The 12,819-nt window shown below is 68.1% G+C and carries 15 protein-coding genes; 11 read left to right on the top strand and 4 right to left on the bottom strand.

Annotation, left to right across the window (positions count from 1 at the left end; translation table 11 throughout):
- Positions 1-33: 33 nt before the first annotated feature.
- A complete protein-coding gene (locus tag DMR_RS18690) occupies positions 34-507 on the bottom strand; it encodes a hypothetical protein (protein ID WP_148208480.1) in 474 nt (157 codons plus the stop codon).
- Between the two features lie 138 nt (positions 508-645).
- Between DMR_RS18690 and DMR_RS18695 the strand changes: the two genes are divergently transcribed.
- From DMR_RS18695 to DMR_RS18715, 5 genes are all read left to right on the top strand, one after another.
- Complete coding sequence (locus DMR_RS18695) at positions 646-1,458, top strand: transporter substrate-binding domain-containing protein (RefSeq protein ID WP_015862602.1); 813 nt, start codon at positions 646-648, stop codon at positions 1,456-1,458.
- Between the two features lie 134 nt (positions 1,459-1,592).
- Complete coding sequence (locus DMR_RS18700; RefSeq protein WP_043601946.1) at positions 1,593-1,991, top strand: hypothetical protein; 399 nt, start codon at positions 1,593-1,595, stop codon at positions 1,989-1,991.
- Between the two features lie 93 nt (positions 1,992-2,084).
- The gene (locus DMR_RS18705) at positions 2,085-2,834 is read left to right on the top strand and encodes an amino acid ABC transporter permease (protein ID WP_043601105.1); all 750 of its coding nucleotides are present in this window, start codon (positions 2,085-2,087) and stop codon (positions 2,832-2,834) included.
- 24 nt (positions 2,835-2,858) lie between these two features.
- Complete coding sequence (locus DMR_RS18710) at positions 2,859-3,119, top strand: glutaredoxin family protein (protein ID WP_015862605.1); 261 nt, start codon at positions 2,859-2,861, stop codon at positions 3,117-3,119.
- Between the two features lies 1 nt (position 3,120).
- On the top strand, positions 3,121-3,462 hold the full coding sequence (locus DMR_RS18715; protein ID WP_015862606.1) for a ferredoxin-thioredoxin reductase catalytic domain-containing protein: 342 nt from the start codon (positions 3,121-3,123) through the stop codon (positions 3,460-3,462).
- Positions 3,463-3,561: 99 nt separating this feature from the next.
- Here the strand turns inward: DMR_RS18715 and tmk are convergent, their stop codons facing one another.
- Positions 3,562-4,191, bottom strand: coding sequence for a dTMP kinase (gene tmk / locus DMR_RS18720; RefSeq protein ID WP_015862607.1), 630 nt, complete (start codon positions 4,189-4,191; stop codon positions 3,562-3,564).
- Positions 4,167-5,198, bottom strand: a complete 1,032-nt coding sequence (locus DMR_RS18725; RefSeq protein WP_015862608.1) for a 3'-5' exoribonuclease YhaM family protein — start codon at positions 5,196-5,198, stop codon at positions 4,167-4,169. Before DMR_RS18725 ends, tmk begins: the two co-directional genes overlap by 25 nt.
- A gap of 148 nt (positions 5,199-5,346) precedes the next feature.
- Between DMR_RS18725 and surE the strand changes: the two genes are divergently transcribed.
- Together surE and DMR_RS18735 are read left to right on the top strand one after the other, a co-directional pair.
- The gene (gene surE / locus DMR_RS18730; RefSeq protein ID WP_015862609.1) at positions 5,347-6,114 is read left to right on the top strand and encodes a 5'/3'-nucleotidase SurE; all 768 of its coding nucleotides are present in this window, start codon (positions 5,347-5,349) and stop codon (positions 6,112-6,114) included.
- 150 nt (positions 6,115-6,264) lie between these two features.
- Positions 6,265-7,230, top strand: a complete 966-nt coding sequence (locus tag DMR_RS18735) for a diguanylate cyclase (protein ID WP_015862610.1) — start codon at positions 6,265-6,267, stop codon at positions 7,228-7,230.
- A gap of 141 nt (positions 7,231-7,371) precedes the next feature.
- Here the strand turns inward: DMR_RS18735 and DMR_RS18740 are convergent, their stop codons facing one another.
- Positions 7,372-8,877 carry a DUF4405 domain-containing protein gene (locus tag DMR_RS18740; RefSeq protein ID WP_015862611.1) on the bottom strand — a complete coding sequence of 502 codons (1,506 nt, stop codon included), beginning with the start codon at positions 8,875-8,877 and terminating at the stop codon, positions 7,372-7,374.
- Positions 8,878-9,116: 239 nt separating this feature from the next.
- On the opposite strand from DMR_RS18740, the gene gltX reads away from it, so the two are divergent.
- From gltX to DMR_RS18760, 4 genes are all read left to right on the top strand, one after another.
- Entirely contained in the window at positions 9,117-10,511 is a 1,395-nt protein-coding gene (gene gltX, locus DMR_RS18745) for a glutamate--tRNA ligase (protein WP_015862612.1), read from the top strand.
- 148 nt (positions 10,512-10,659) lie between these two features.
- Positions 10,660-10,902: a type II toxin-antitoxin system Phd/YefM family antitoxin gene (locus tag DMR_RS24950; protein WP_043601107.1), complete on the top strand. Its 243-nt coding sequence runs from the start codon at positions 10,660-10,662 to the stop codon at positions 10,900-10,902.
- Positions 10,899-11,294 (top strand): type II toxin-antitoxin system VapC family toxin, encoded by a 396-nt coding sequence (locus tag DMR_RS24955; RefSeq protein ID WP_015862614.1) that lies wholly within the window; start codon positions 10,899-10,901, stop codon positions 11,292-11,294. Before DMR_RS24950 ends, DMR_RS24955 begins: the two co-directional genes overlap by 4 nt.
- A gap of 98 nt (positions 11,295-11,392) precedes the next feature.
- A complete protein-coding gene (locus tag DMR_RS18760; RefSeq protein ID WP_015862615.1) occupies positions 11,393-12,709 on the top strand; it encodes a hemolysin family protein in 1,317 nt (438 codons plus the stop codon).
- Positions 12,710-12,819 lie beyond the last annotated feature (110 nt).

Consider the following 12,819-nt stretch of genomic DNA (forward strand, 5'->3'; position numbering starts at 1 on the left):
CCCAAGAGGGGGGCTGAGACTGCCGGCCAACCGTCAGGATCCCTTGGGCAAGGCCAGGGCCGCGCAGGGCAGCACCGTGGCCCGGGCCACCAGGTCGGCGATGACGCCGATATCCAGCGGCGTCGATTGCCAGGCTCCCGAGGCGGCGTAGCCCCGGGCCTCGGCATAGGCGAAATCCACCGCCCCGGCCGGGGAAACCGTCAGCCCAAGGACGAGAAACGCCCGGGCCGCCGCGTCCTGGCCGGCCAGCGGCGCGGGACAGGCCGCAGTCAGGCGCGGCACGGCGTATTCCGCCGTCAGCCGCACCTCCGTTGCGCCGCCCGGTCCGTCAAAGGACTCCCAGGTGGTGGCCGCGATGCCGGGCGACAGGGCCAAAAGCTGGGACAGGGTGCGGCCGCCCGGCCCGTCGGGCCGCCAATTGCGGGCTTCCGTCTCGGCCCTGGGCGCAAAACAGCCGGCCAATAACGCCGTCATCGCCAAAGCCAGCCACAGCATCCGTCCAGGCATGTCCCTTCCTCCTTGCCCCGTTTCCCAGGCTACCCTACTCTTGTGCCGCCAGCAGGTTTCTTTTCGCCGTTTTTCTGCTAGGCATTCCTGTATGGTGGACTTCCCGCCCAAGCCAAACCCCAACCCCGGAGAAACGCCATGATCCGCTTCATACGCGTCGTGTGCCTTGCCTTCGTGGCCCTGACCATGTGCTGCGGCACAGCCCTGGCCATAACCCCCTACGACATTTACGAAGGCAGCGCCCTGCGCCAGATCGTCAAGCGCGGCAAACTCGTCGTCGGCATGGAACTCAAATTCTGGCCCTTCGAGTACGTGGACGAGAAAGGCAAGCCCGTGGGCTTTGACGTGGACATCGCCAAAACCCTGGCCGAACGCCTGGGCGTGGAACTCGAAATCAAGGACATGGAGTGGACGGGGCTCATCCCGGCGCTCACCTCGGGCAAGATCGACCTGATCATTTCCGGCATCACCGGTACCCTGGAGCGGGCCAAGACCATCACCTTCTCCTCGCCCTATTTCACCACCGGCCTGTGCATCCTGGCAAGCGTCCAGAAAGCCCCGGACCTGACAGACGCCGCCGGCCTGGACAAGCCCGGGCGGGTCATCGCCGTCAAGACCGGCACCACCGCCGACATCGTGGCCGCCAAGCGGTTCCCCAAGGCCACCATCAACCGCTACCAGGACGAGACCGCCTGCGCCGCCGACGTGGCCGCCGGCCGGGCCGACGCCTTCATCTACGACCAGATTTCCATCGCCAAGCACCAGAAGCAGCATCCCGAGACCACCAAGGCCCTGCTCACGCCCTTTACCTACGAGCCTTTCTGCATCGCCATGCAAAAAGGCGATTTCGACCTGTGGCAGTATGTCGAGATGTATATCGCCTCCATCAAGGCCGACGGCACCCTTGAGACCTTGCGCGCCAAGCATTTCAAGGACATCCTCGGCAAATGACGCCGCGCCGCCCCAATCCTGCCGGCCCTGTCCCGCGTGCGCGCGGCGACAGGGCCGCGCCATGCCCCGGCGACCACCCCACGTCGGCCGCCCGTGCCGCCGGCGCCGCCAACCGCCGCCTGTCTGGAGACGCCATGCCGCTTTGCCGCCGCTTCCTGACCGCCCTGCTGCTGCTGGGCCTGCTCGCCGCCCGGCCGCTGCCGGCGGCCGCCGACACCGAACAGGTGTTCGCCCACCTCTTCGTCGTGCCGACCGCCCTGGCCGACGGCTCAAGCGCCCTGGCCGCCGCTGCCGCCCTGGAGGCCTGGCTGGCCGAAACCTACGGCGGCTTCACCCGCCTGGGTGCCGGAGTCGGCGGCTGGAAAAACGAAACCGGCCAGGTCGAGACCGAGGCCAACGCCGTCTATCTGACCACGGCCCCGCGCGACGTGTCCAAAGACATCGCCGCCCGGCTGGCCGGGGATTTCGGTGTGCGCGTGCCCTACGTGCTGGTCCTGCCGGCCGGGGCGTTCACCGCCCCCAAGGGCCGATGATCGGACGGCCTTTGAAGACCTCCCGCCGCCCCCTGCTACCCGATGGACGCCTGCCCGCCGCTGCCCCGCGCCTTTTTCCGGAGTGTTGCTGACATGGCCCGTCTTGTCGTGCGTTTTGCCATCCTGGCCGTTCTGGCCGGCCTGTCCTGGCTGGTGCTGTCGCGCCTGCGCTACCATTGGGACTGGTCGGCGGTCTGGGCCTACCGGTCGATTTTCCTCGACGGTCTGGGCCTGACCCTGGCTGTGTCCGTGGTGGCCATCACCCTTGGGCTGTGTTTCGGCCTGCTTTCGGGTCTGGCCTCGGTGTCGGGCAACCTCGTGCTTTCGGAGCTGGCCGCCCTGTATGTGGGCGCTTTTCGTGGCACGCCGCTTCTGGTCCAGATCCTTATTTTCTACTTTTGCGTCGGCGTGGTGGTGCGGGTAGACAGCCCTTTTGTCATCGGCACATTCACCCTGTCGCTGTTTTCCGGGGCCTATATCTCGGAGATGGTGCGGGCCGGAGTGGAGTCCGTGGACCATGGGCAGTGGGAAGCGGCCATGTCCTCGGGCATGACCCGGGGGCAAGCCCTGCTCCACGTCGTGCTGCCCCAGGCGGCCCGGCGCATCGTGGCCCCGGTGACCGGCCAGTTCGTGTCGTGCATCAAGGATTCCTCGCTGCTGTCGGTCATCAGCCTGCGCGAGCTGACCAAGGCGGCCGAGGTCGTCAACGCCTCCACCTACCGCACCTTCGAGACCTATCTGCCCCTGGCCCTTTTGTACCTGCTGCTGACCTGGCCCCTTTCGCACTTGACCCGGCGTCTGGAAAGGGGAATACGGAACGGAATGCGAGAAACGCCGCGCTAACGCCGCCAGATCAAGGAGTTCGCCATGTCCGCCGACATCAAGGTCTATGCCCTGAGCACCTGCGTGCACTGCAAGCACGCCAAGGAATTCCTCGAGGAGAAGCACATCCCCTACGACTGCATCCACGTCGACTTCCTGAGCGGCGAGGAACGGACCCAGATCATGGACATCGTGCGCAAGCTCAATCCCGCCCTGTCCTTCCCCACCATCGTCATCGGCGACAAGGTCATCGTGGGATTTCGGCGCGACGAACTGCTGAGCATGCTGGAAAACTGCGGCAAATAACATGGACGCCCGAGAACTTTTCGAGAAGCTCGCTCCCCTCCAGGCGGCCAAGGGGTTTCACTTCAACCCCGACACGGCCATGGTTCTCGACCTCATGGCCGGGCTTTTGACCAACAAGGAACGCTACGGCTACATGGCCTGCCCGTGCCGGCTGGCTTCGGGGAAGTTCGAGCTGGACCGCGACGTGGTCTGCCCCTGCGAGTACCGCGCCCCGGACGTGGCCGAATACGGGGCCTGTTTCTGCGGCCTGTACGTGTCCGAGGCGGTGCGCGACGGCCAGGAGCCGTTGCCGGTTGTCCCGGAGCGCCGGCCGGTGGAAAAGACCCTGGCCGCCCTGGGCTAGGGACCCCCACGATAAAGCCCCCTTCTCCCTTTCGGGGGGTCCGGGGGCCTCAGGCCCCCGGCCGCCGGAGGCATCTTCTCTTTTCTTCCCTCTTCTTCTCTACAGCAACTTACCCACAACGCCCCAGACCGCCTCGGCCACGGCGTCCGGGGAAGGCGCGGCGTCGATGACGGCAAATCGCGCCGGCTCGGCAGCGGCCAGGGCGCGATACCCCGCCCGCACCCGCTGGTGGAACTCCAGGCGCTCGGCCTCGAAGCGGCCCTCGGCTTCGGCCGTGCCGGCGGCGGCGTTGCGCGAGGTGGCCCGGGTGAGGCCAATGGCCGGATCGAGATCAAGCAGCACGGTCAGGTCCGGGACGACGCCGGCGGCGGCCACGGCATTGAGGTTTTGCAGCAAGGTCGTGTCGAGTCCCCGGCCGTAGCCCTGGTAGGCCACGGTGGAGTCGGTGTAGCGGTCGCACACCACCACCTGTCCGGCGGCCAGGGCCGGCCGGATCACCTCGGCCACGTGCTGGGCCCGGTCGGCCAGATAGAGGAACAGCTCGGCCCGATCATCAAGGCCGGCGGTCTTTTGGGAGAGCAAAATGGCGCGCAGAGTCTGGCCCAGGAAGCAGCCGCCGGGCTGGCGGGTGCGGCAAACGGTCCGGCCGGCCGCTTCCAGGGCGGCGCAAAGCCGCGTCATCTGGGTGGACTTGCCCGAGCCTTCTACGCCTTCAAAGGTAACAAACACTGGTGGACGTCCTTTTCCTTGGGCTTGGCCGGCCGGGGCGCTTCGGGACGCGGCGCGCGCGGCGGATTGTAGAGGTAGCGCTCCAGGGTGCGAACGTAGGGCGACCAGCCCCCGGCCTCTTCCTCGTCGCCAAACACCCCGAAAATCTGGTTCATCTTGGCGTCGATGTTGTCGGCAAAATGCAGGGCAAAGGCCTCGGCGGTCTTGGGCCGGCGCGGCGAACCGAACTCGTATTCGCCATGGTGGGCCAAAAGGATGTGCTTGAAATGCAGGGCCAGTTCCGGCTCCACGCCGCTTTTTTTGAGGATCGGCTCCAGCAACTCCATGGCGATGACAATGTGGCCCAAAAGCCGCCCGGCGTCGGTGTAGTCGCGGCCAGGCCCGGACGTCAGCTCCCAGGCCTTGCCCAGGTCGTGGCAGACGGCGGCGGCGAGAAGCGTGTCGCGGTCCAGGGCCGGATAGCGGTCGCAGATGGAAAGGGCCAGCCGGGCCACGGCCAGGGTGTGCTCCAGCAGGCCGCCCCGGTAGGAATGGTGGACGCTCTTGGCCCCGGGGGCCTCGATGAGGCGCTCCCGGAATTCGGCCTGGCCGAGCACCTTGGCCGTGAACTTGCGCCAGGGCGCGTGGGCGATCTCGGCCCGGCACAGTTCCATGAGCTTTTCCAGCAGCACCTCGGGCGGCTCGGCGCTGGTGGGCACGAAAAGCGAGAGGTCCGGGACGTCGTCCTCGGGGGAGAGCACGGCCAGCCGCTCGATATTGACCTGCGGCCGGTCGCGGTAGGCCCCGACCTGGCCTTCCACCCGCACGAACTGGCCCGGGGCCAGATCGGCGTAGAGGCTGGCGGCCGGACTCCAGATCTTGGCCTCGATCTGGCCGGTGACGTCTTCCAGGACCAGCGTCCAAAACGGCCCGTTTTTCGCCTGGCCAAGCCGCGCGCCGCCGAGGCAAAACACCTCGGCCACGCCCTGGCCGGCGACAAGATCCTTGACGAAGATGTTCTTTTCCATGTGGGTAGGCGCGCGCCGGGTCATCGCGGGCGTTCTCGCCCGGTTGCGGCATCTTGGCCGGCGACGTTGCCCGGCCGGCCGGCGGTTGTCAACCGCCGCCGCCTTGGGCATAGTGCCCCGGCCGGAAATCCCGCCGGCAGGAGGCCTCATGCGCATTCTGCTCACCAATGACGACGGCATCCAGGCCGTCGGCATCCGCCATCTCTATAAAGGGCTTATCGACGCCGGCCACGACGTGCTGGTGGCCGCGCCCATTTCCGAACAGTCGGCCGTGGGCCACGCCATTACCATCGCTTCGCCGCTGCGGGTCAAGGAATTCGTGGAAAACGGCTTTCGGGGCCTTGGCGTGTCCGGCACCCCGGCCGACTGCGTCAAGCTCGCGCTCACCACGCTGATGCAGGACAAGCCCGACCTCGTGGTCTCGGGCATCAACGCCGGAGCCAACGTCGGCGTGGACATCCTCTATTCGGGCACGGTCTCGGCCGCCACCGAAGGGGCGCTCATGGGCTATCCGGCCGTGGCCGTTTCGGCCGACGACTTCGCCCCGGTCGATCTGCTGGAGCAGGGGGCCTACGTGGCCGACTTCATTGCCGGCCGGCCCTGGGAGGCCCTCGCCCCGCGCACCGTGCTCAACCTCAATTTTCCCAAGCGGCCCATTGCCGAAACCCTGCCCCTGGCTCTGTGTCCGCCCACCCAGGCCGTGTACAACGACTGGTACGTCACCAGGCAAGACCCGCGCGGCCGCGACTACCACTGGCTCACCGGCGTCATTCCGCCCGAAGCCCTGACCCCGGACAGCGACCGGGCGCTTCTCACCAAGGGGCACATCACCCTGACGCCCCTGCGCTTCGAACTGGCCGATGCGGCCGCCATGGCCAGCCTGGCCGCCCGTTTGGGGCTGCGAACCGATGTTTGACGGTTGCATTTTTCCGTCGATCCGGCATATCAACATCGTAAGAAACAACGTCCCAGACGCGGGCCACACTTGATCAGCAGCACCGACAACACCGCCGTCGTCTTCGGGCACACTGCGCCACGCAAAGCGCACCGCCTTTCCGGAACCGGCATGAATATCCTCATCGTCGATGACTCCGACTCCTCACGGCTGCTGCTGTCCACCATCCTCAAGGGAGCCGGATACGTCGATCCCCTGTGCGCCGGTTCGGCCGGCGAAGCGCTCACGCTCCTCGACGAGCGCTGCCAGGGCGGCGAAGCCCCGGACATCGACCTCATCCTCATGGACGTGGTCATGCCCGACATGGACGGCATCGACGCCACGCGCCTGATCAAAGCCGACTCCAGGCTGCGCGACATCCCCATCATCATCGTCACGGTCAAGGACGAGGCGGCCAGCCTGGAGCGCGCCTTCGAAGCCGGGGCCATGGATTTTCTGGCTAAGCCCGTCAACAGCATGGAACTGCGCGCCCGGGTGCGCTCGGCCCTTCGCCTCAAGGAGGAGATGGACCAGCGCAAGGCCCGGGAACGCGAACTCGAAGCGCTCACCCGCAAATTCGAACAGCTCTCCAACCAGGACGGGCTGACCGGCGTGCCCAACCGCCGCTGTTTCGAAGATGCCTTCCGCAAGGAATGGCTGCGCTCGCGCCGCGACGGCACGCCGCTTTCGGCGCTGATGATCGATATCGACTGCTTCAAGCTCTACAACGACACCTACGGCCACCTGCAAGGCGACCTGTGCCTGCGCCGGGTGGCCGAAGCCATCGTCGAAGCCCTCAAGCGCCCCGGCGACTTCGCCGCCCGCTACGGCGGCGAGGAGTTCGTGACCCTGCTGCCCGGCACCGATCTGGCCGGAGCCCTGTCCATCGCCGGCATCATCCGGGGCAACGTCCGGGCCGCCAACATCGAACACGCCAGCTCCCCCGTCGCCGACATCGTCACCGTCAGCATCGGCATCTCCGGCGTGGTTCCCAACATGGACCTGGAACCCGAAACCCTGCTCGCCGCCTCGGACGCCGCCCTCTACCAAGCCAAATCCGCCGGCCGCAACCGCGTCGAAGTGCGGCCGCCGTTGTAAGTAAGTAAGTAAGTAAGTAAGAAAGAGAAGAATGCCTCCGGCGGCCGGGGGCCTGAGGCCCCCGGCCCCCCATATGGGCCCAATGCGAAACGGCCGTCCCGAAGGGGACGGCCGTTTCACGTTGCGCTGGGGTGACGCCGGCTACGGCGTAGTCACCAGCCGCATGATGTCGGCCGGAGTGCGGTTGTTTTCCAGCGCCAGCTCCTCAAAGCTCATGTCGCCAAAGGCCGTGATGCGATGCCGGCCCAGACGCTGCACGGCCACGGACAGCGGGATGTCGTATTCGCGGCAAAAGCTTTGCAACATCATCTTTTCCAAGCCCGGCGGCGGCGTCACGGGTGCGGCCGGGGCGGCATGGGCCGGCGGCTGGGTCGGGGCGTAGCCGGGCGCGCCGCCCGGAACCGCCGGCGCATAGCCCGGCGTTGCCGGCGTATACCCCGGCGTCGCGGTCGCGCCGCTCGGAGGCATCGGCGCATAGCCCGGAGCCTGATAGCCCGGCGTTGCAGGCGCATGGCCCGTGGCCGGCGGCTGGTAGCCCGGAGCGGCCGATTGCGGATAGCCGGGGGCAGGTGGTTGCTGAGCCGGGGCGTAGCCAGGAACCGGCGGCTGGGCCGGCGACGGGGCCGAAGCGGCCGGCTGGGGCTGATAGGCTGGTTGCGGCGATACGGGGGCCTGGGCCGGCTGGCCTGTTTGGGTCGGCGCGGCCGGAGCCGGGGCGGCAGGCGTTGGTTGGGCGGGCGGCAGGGACGGAGCAGCGGCCGGCGCGGACGTGGCCGGCTCCGTCGGGGTCGCCACTTCCACGGCCACCGAAGCCGGGGCCTTGTCGGAACGCAGCGCGTCGTAGACGGCAATGGGCAACACGTTGCTGGCCTTGGCGATCTCGGCCAGGGTCCAGGCAGGCTGGGCCTTGAACCCGGACGTGGACAACCGGCCCAGCACTTGGGCCAGATCCAGGCCGTACTCCTCGCAGATGTCGGACAGCTTGCGCCGCCCAAGCCCCGGCGGCGGCTCCTTGGGCAGGCCGGCGACCGTGGTCGTGCCGCCCGACGGCTCCATGACCATTTTCAGCGCCTCGAACACGCCACCCGGAGCCACCCGGTTTTGCCGGGCGATCTCGGCCAGGGTCAGGTCGCCGCTGTCGGCCTTGATGTTTTTCAGCCGCAACAGCGCCAGCGCCTTTTCCGTGTCCATGCCCATGCGCCGGGCGAAATCGGCCAGGGTCGAGCGCTCGGCCAGGGCATAAGGCGGCTCGCCGTACGTTTCGGCGGCCCGTTCCTGGAGATGGTCGGCCAGTCGCGCCAGTTGGGCCATGGGCGGCGCGCCGGCCAGGGCGGCGGCAAACAGGCCTACCACCAGGATGCCTCCGGCGAAAAAAGGCTTGGTGAAAACGATCACCATGCCGTCGTCGTCGCGCAGGTGGTCGAGGAAAGCGTCGGCATGAAGCATGGCGTGGACGAGGCCGGCGGCGACCACCAACAAGCCCATGGCCAGATGCGCCCCTTCCCAGGCCTGGCGCGACAGGCCGAGAAAGCCCCAGTCCGCCCAGGAAGCCACCCGGGCTGGCGGGGCCGTGAACATCACCAACCCCGAGACCAGGACGAAAAACAGGCCAAAGAACAAAACCAGGGTGACGGTTTTTTTCAGCATTCAGGAACTCCGTGGCCCGGCTGAGAACCGGTCCCGTCGTGTTGCCGGCCATCTAGCACGGCTTGGCCGCTTTGCCCATCCCTGCCGCGCCGACCTCCCGGCCGCCCTTCTGTTGACGGGACCTTGCGCATACGCTACCTCCCGGCCCACCCGGCAACAGGTCACGCCTGGCCCGGGTCCCCCAAGACACTACGCCACACGCCGGCCGGGGCCTCCCCGCCCGGGCGTCCGGAGTCCCCATGAGCACCATCGTCACCCGCTTCGCCCCAAGCCCCACCGGCTACCTGCATATCGGCGGCGCGCGCACGGCCATCTTCAACTGGCTCTTGGCCCGCCACTTCGGCGGCACCTTTCTTTTGCGCATCGAGGACACCGATCTCCAGCGCTCCCAATCCGACATGACCCAGTCGATCCTGGACGCCATGGAGTGGCTGGGCCTGGACCACGACGGCGAGATCACCTACCAGAGCCAGCGCTTCGATTTATATAATGAATACATCGACAAGATGCTGGAGACCGGCCACGCCTACTGGTGCTCGTGCTCGCCCGAGGAAGTCGAGGCCATGCGTGAAGAGGCTCGGCAAAAGGGGCTTAAGCCCAAATATTCCGGCCGCTGCCGCGAAGCCGGCCTCGGCCCCGGCCCGGGCCGGGTGGTGCGCCTCAAGGCCCCGGTCACCGGGGCCACCCTGGTCGACGACATGGTCAAGGGGCCGGTGTCCATCGACAACGCCGAACTCGACGACATGGTGCTGCGCCGGGGCGACGGCTCGCCCACCTACAACCTGGCCGTGGTGGTGGACGACGCCACCATGGGCGTCACCCACATCATCCGGGGCGACGACCATTTGAACAACACCCCGCGCCAGATCCTCATCTACAAGGCCCTGGGCTTCGACCTGCCCCGCTTCGGCCACGTGCCCATGATCCTCGGGCCGGACAAGAAAAAGCTCTCCAAGCGCCACGGGGCCACGGCCGTCATGGAATACGAGGTCGAGGGCTTTTTGCCCGAGGCCATGTTAAACGGTCTGGTGCGCCTGGGCTGGGCCCACGGCGACCAGGAGATCTTTTCCCGCGAGGAGCTGGTGTCGCTTTTCACCGCCGACAACCTCGGCTCCTCGGCCGCCGTGTTCGACAAGGCCAAGCTCCTGTGGCTCAACGCCCATTATATCAAGGAAAGCCCGGCCTCGCGCCTGGCCGTGCTGTTAAACGCCTTCCTGGAGCGCCGGGGTTTCGACAACCTCGACCTGGACTATCTGGCCCGCATCGTGCCCCTGCTCCAGCCCCGGGCCCAAACCATGGCCGAGATGGCCGAGAAGGCCGAATGCTTTGTGGTGGCCGACGAGGCGCTGGTCTACGACATGGCGGCGGTCAAGAAGTTCTTCACCGACGAGGTGCGGGGCCATCTGGCCCATCTGCGCGAACTGCTGGCCGGGCTGTGCTGCTTCAACCACGCTTCCATGGAGGCGGCGGTGGCCGGCTATCTGGAAGAACGCGAACTGAAGTTCAAGCTGGTGGCCCAGCCCCTGCGCGTGGCCGTCACCGGCGTCACGGCCAGCCCCGGCCTGTTCGAGACCATCGAGGTGCTGGGCCGCGAGCGCGCCCTGGCCCGCCTGGACCGGGCGCTGTCGCTGTAGGTTCCGGCCGATCCGACCGTTAGCCCCTGCCGCGCCCCCGCGCGGCAGGGGCTTTTTGCTGGCGTCAAGGCCGGCAGGCGCGGCGGCCGGCCTTGACGCCCCTCCGGGATGTACATAGCTATGATGCATGTACAACAAGGAGCCGGCCATGATCGTCACCGCCACCGAACTGCGCAAAAACCTTTTCGCCATTTTCGACCAGGTCTCCCGGGGCGAAACGGTGGTGGTCACGCGCGGCGGCCGGCCCGTGGCCCGGGTCTGCCCGGCCGGCGAGGGAGCCCCTCAGGCTCCGGCCGACTGGCGCGCCGCCATGACCCGCCGGCCGCGCCTGACCGCGCCGGCCGAGGAAGCCTTCGCCCCCCTGGACGACCTGTGGGCGGACAAGGCGTGAAGCGCTATCTCCTGGACACCCACGCCTTGGTGTTCTGGAGCCTGGGCGAAGGCCTGTCGCCGCGTTTCGCCGCCCGCCTCGACCGGCTGTGCCGGGCCGGACGGCTGGCCGTATCGGCGGTGTCCTTCTGGGAGACGGCGCTTCTGGCCCAGAAGGGGCGCATCGAACTGCCCGACGTGGCCGGCTGGAAAGACGAACTGGTGCGCGCCTCGGGCCTGGCCGTACTGACCCCGGACGCCGACGTGATGATCGCCTCGGCCCTGCTCCCGCCCCTGCACAAGGACCCCATGGACCGCCTCATCGTGGCCCACGCCCTGGCCGAGGGCGCGGTGCTGGTCAGCCGCGACGCCCTGGTGCGCCGCTACCCCGTCCCCACCCTCTGGCTGGACTGAGCCTCGGCCTCGCCCGCCGCGCCATTGCCTCGCGCCGCCGCGCGGGGTAGGCTCGCCATACCCGCCCCATCCGGGCAATCCCTCCCCTTGGAGTCCCCATGTCTTCCGTCGCCTTCGAACTCGCGGCCGTTTTGGCCCTTATCCTGGCCAACGGCTTTTTCGCCATGGCCGAGATGGCCCTGGTCGCCTCGCGCAAGGCCCGGCTCGACGCCCTGGCCGAGGCCGGCAGCCGCCGGGCCAAGGCCTGCCTGCTCCTTTTGGCCCAGCCCGAGGCCTTTCTCTCCACCGTGCAAATCGGCATCACCCTGGCCGGGGTGCTGGGCAGCGCCTACGGCGGCGCGACCCTGGCCCCGGCCCTGGCTGCGGCCCTGGCCGACATGCCGCTGCTTGCCCCCTACGCCGAAACCCTGTCCCTGGCCTGCGTGGTGGTCCCCATCGCCTTTTTGACCCTCATTCTTGGCGAACTCGTGCCCAAGCGCCTGGCCCTGGCCCGGCCCGAAACCCTGGCCCTGGCCGCCGCGCCGGTCATGAACGGCCTGCTCGTGCTGTGCCGCCCGGCGGTCTGGCTGCTCGGGGTCGCCACCCGGGGCGTGCTGCGCCTGCTGGGCCTTGGCGGCGAGGCCGGGCCGTCGGTGACCGAGGAGGACATCCGGGGGCTGCTTCTGGAAGGCCGCCGCCACGGGGTCATCGAGGACGCCGAGCACGACATCATGGAGCGCCTGCTGCGTCTGGCCGACCGGCCGCTCGGCGTCATCATGACCCACCGTTCCCGGGCCGACTGGCTGGACGTCGCCCAGGACGAGGAAGCGCTTTTGGAAAAACTCCTGGCCAGCCCCCACACCCGCTTTCCGGTCTGCCGTGGCGATTTTTCCGACGTGCTCGGGGTGGTGCGGGCCAAGGACGTGCTGGCCGGGCGCATCCGCGACGGCCGCCTGGACGTGGCTGGCCACACGGCCCCGGCCCACTTCCTGCCCGAAACCATGCGGGGGCTGGACCTCTTGGCCGCTTTTCGCGACACCCCGGGCCTGAAGCTCGCTTTGGTGGTGGACGAATACGGCGACGTGGTGGGGGTGGTGACAGCGGCGGACGTGTTCGCCGACATGGTGGGGGATCTGGCCGGCCTGGGCGGCCCGGCCGAGGCGGCCATCGCCCGGCGCGCCGACGGTTCGCTTCTGGTGGACGCGTCCACGCCCATGGATGAGGTGGCGGCGGCGCTGGGTTTGCCGCGCCCCTGGCCCGAGGAATTCGCCTCAGGCACCCTGGCCGGCTTCGTGCTGGAGCACCTGGGCCATATCCCGGCCATGGGCGAAAGTTTTACCGCCCACGAGGCCGTCTTCGAGGTGGTGGACATGGACGGACGGCGCATCGACCGGGTATTGGTCGTGCCGCCGTCCGAGGAAGAAGAGGGGGCCTAGCCATCCGTCCCGTAAAACAAAGGCGGCAGGAGGCCTCCGGCGGCTGGGGGCCTGAGGCCCCCAGACCCCCCGCCTGCAGAAAAGGGGAAAGGGGGAGCGGCTTCCGGGCG

It is taken from the genome of Solidesulfovibrio magneticus RS-1, from assembly GCF_000010665.1.
In the GTDB taxonomy this organism is placed as follows: domain Bacteria; phylum Desulfobacterota; class Desulfovibrionia; order Desulfovibrionales; family Desulfovibrionaceae; genus Solidesulfovibrio; species Solidesulfovibrio magneticus.

Excerpts from the sequence above, each read along its gene's own strand:
- DMR_RS24950 (WP_043601107.1), top strand. The coding sequence starts at position 10,660 with ATGATCGTCACCGCCACCGAACTGCGCAAAAACCTTTTCGCCATTTTC.
- DMR_RS18760 (WP_015862615.1), top strand. The coding sequence starts at position 11,393 with ATGTCTTCCGTCGCCTTCGAACTCGCGGCCGTTTTGGCCCTTATCCTG.
- DMR_RS18710 (WP_015862605.1), top strand. The coding sequence starts at position 2,859 with ATGTCCGCCGACATCAAGGTCTATGCCCTGAGCACCTGCGTGCACTGC.
- DMR_RS18740 (WP_015862611.1), bottom strand. The coding sequence starts at position 8,877 with ATGCTGAAAAAAACCGTCACCCTGGTTTTGTTCTTTGGCCTGTTTTTC.
- surE (WP_015862609.1), top strand. The coding sequence starts at position 5,347 with ATGCGCATTCTGCTCACCAATGACGACGGCATCCAGGCCGTCGGCATC.
- DMR_RS18725 (WP_015862608.1), bottom strand. The coding sequence starts at position 5,198 with ATGGAAAAGAACATCTTCGTCAAGGATCTTGTCGCCGGCCAGGGCGTG.
- DMR_RS18705 (WP_043601105.1), top strand. The coding sequence starts at position 2,085 with ATGGCCCGTCTTGTCGTGCGTTTTGCCATCCTGGCCGTTCTGGCCGGC.
- gltX (WP_015862612.1), top strand. The coding sequence starts at position 9,117 with ATGAGCACCATCGTCACCCGCTTCGCCCCAAGCCCCACCGGCTACCTG.
- DMR_RS18690 (WP_148208480.1), bottom strand. The coding sequence starts at position 507 with ATGCCTGGACGGATGCTGTGGCTGGCTTTGGCGATGACGGCGTTATTG.
- DMR_RS18715 (WP_015862606.1), top strand. The coding sequence starts at position 3,121 with ATGGACGCCCGAGAACTTTTCGAGAAGCTCGCTCCCCTCCAGGCGGCC.
- DMR_RS18700 (WP_043601946.1), top strand. The coding sequence starts at position 1,593 with ATGCCGCTTTGCCGCCGCTTCCTGACCGCCCTGCTGCTGCTGGGCCTG.
- DMR_RS18695 (WP_015862602.1), top strand. The coding sequence starts at position 646 with ATGATCCGCTTCATACGCGTCGTGTGCCTTGCCTTCGTGGCCCTGACC.
- DMR_RS18735 (WP_015862610.1), top strand. The coding sequence starts at position 6,265 with ATGAATATCCTCATCGTCGATGACTCCGACTCCTCACGGCTGCTGCTG.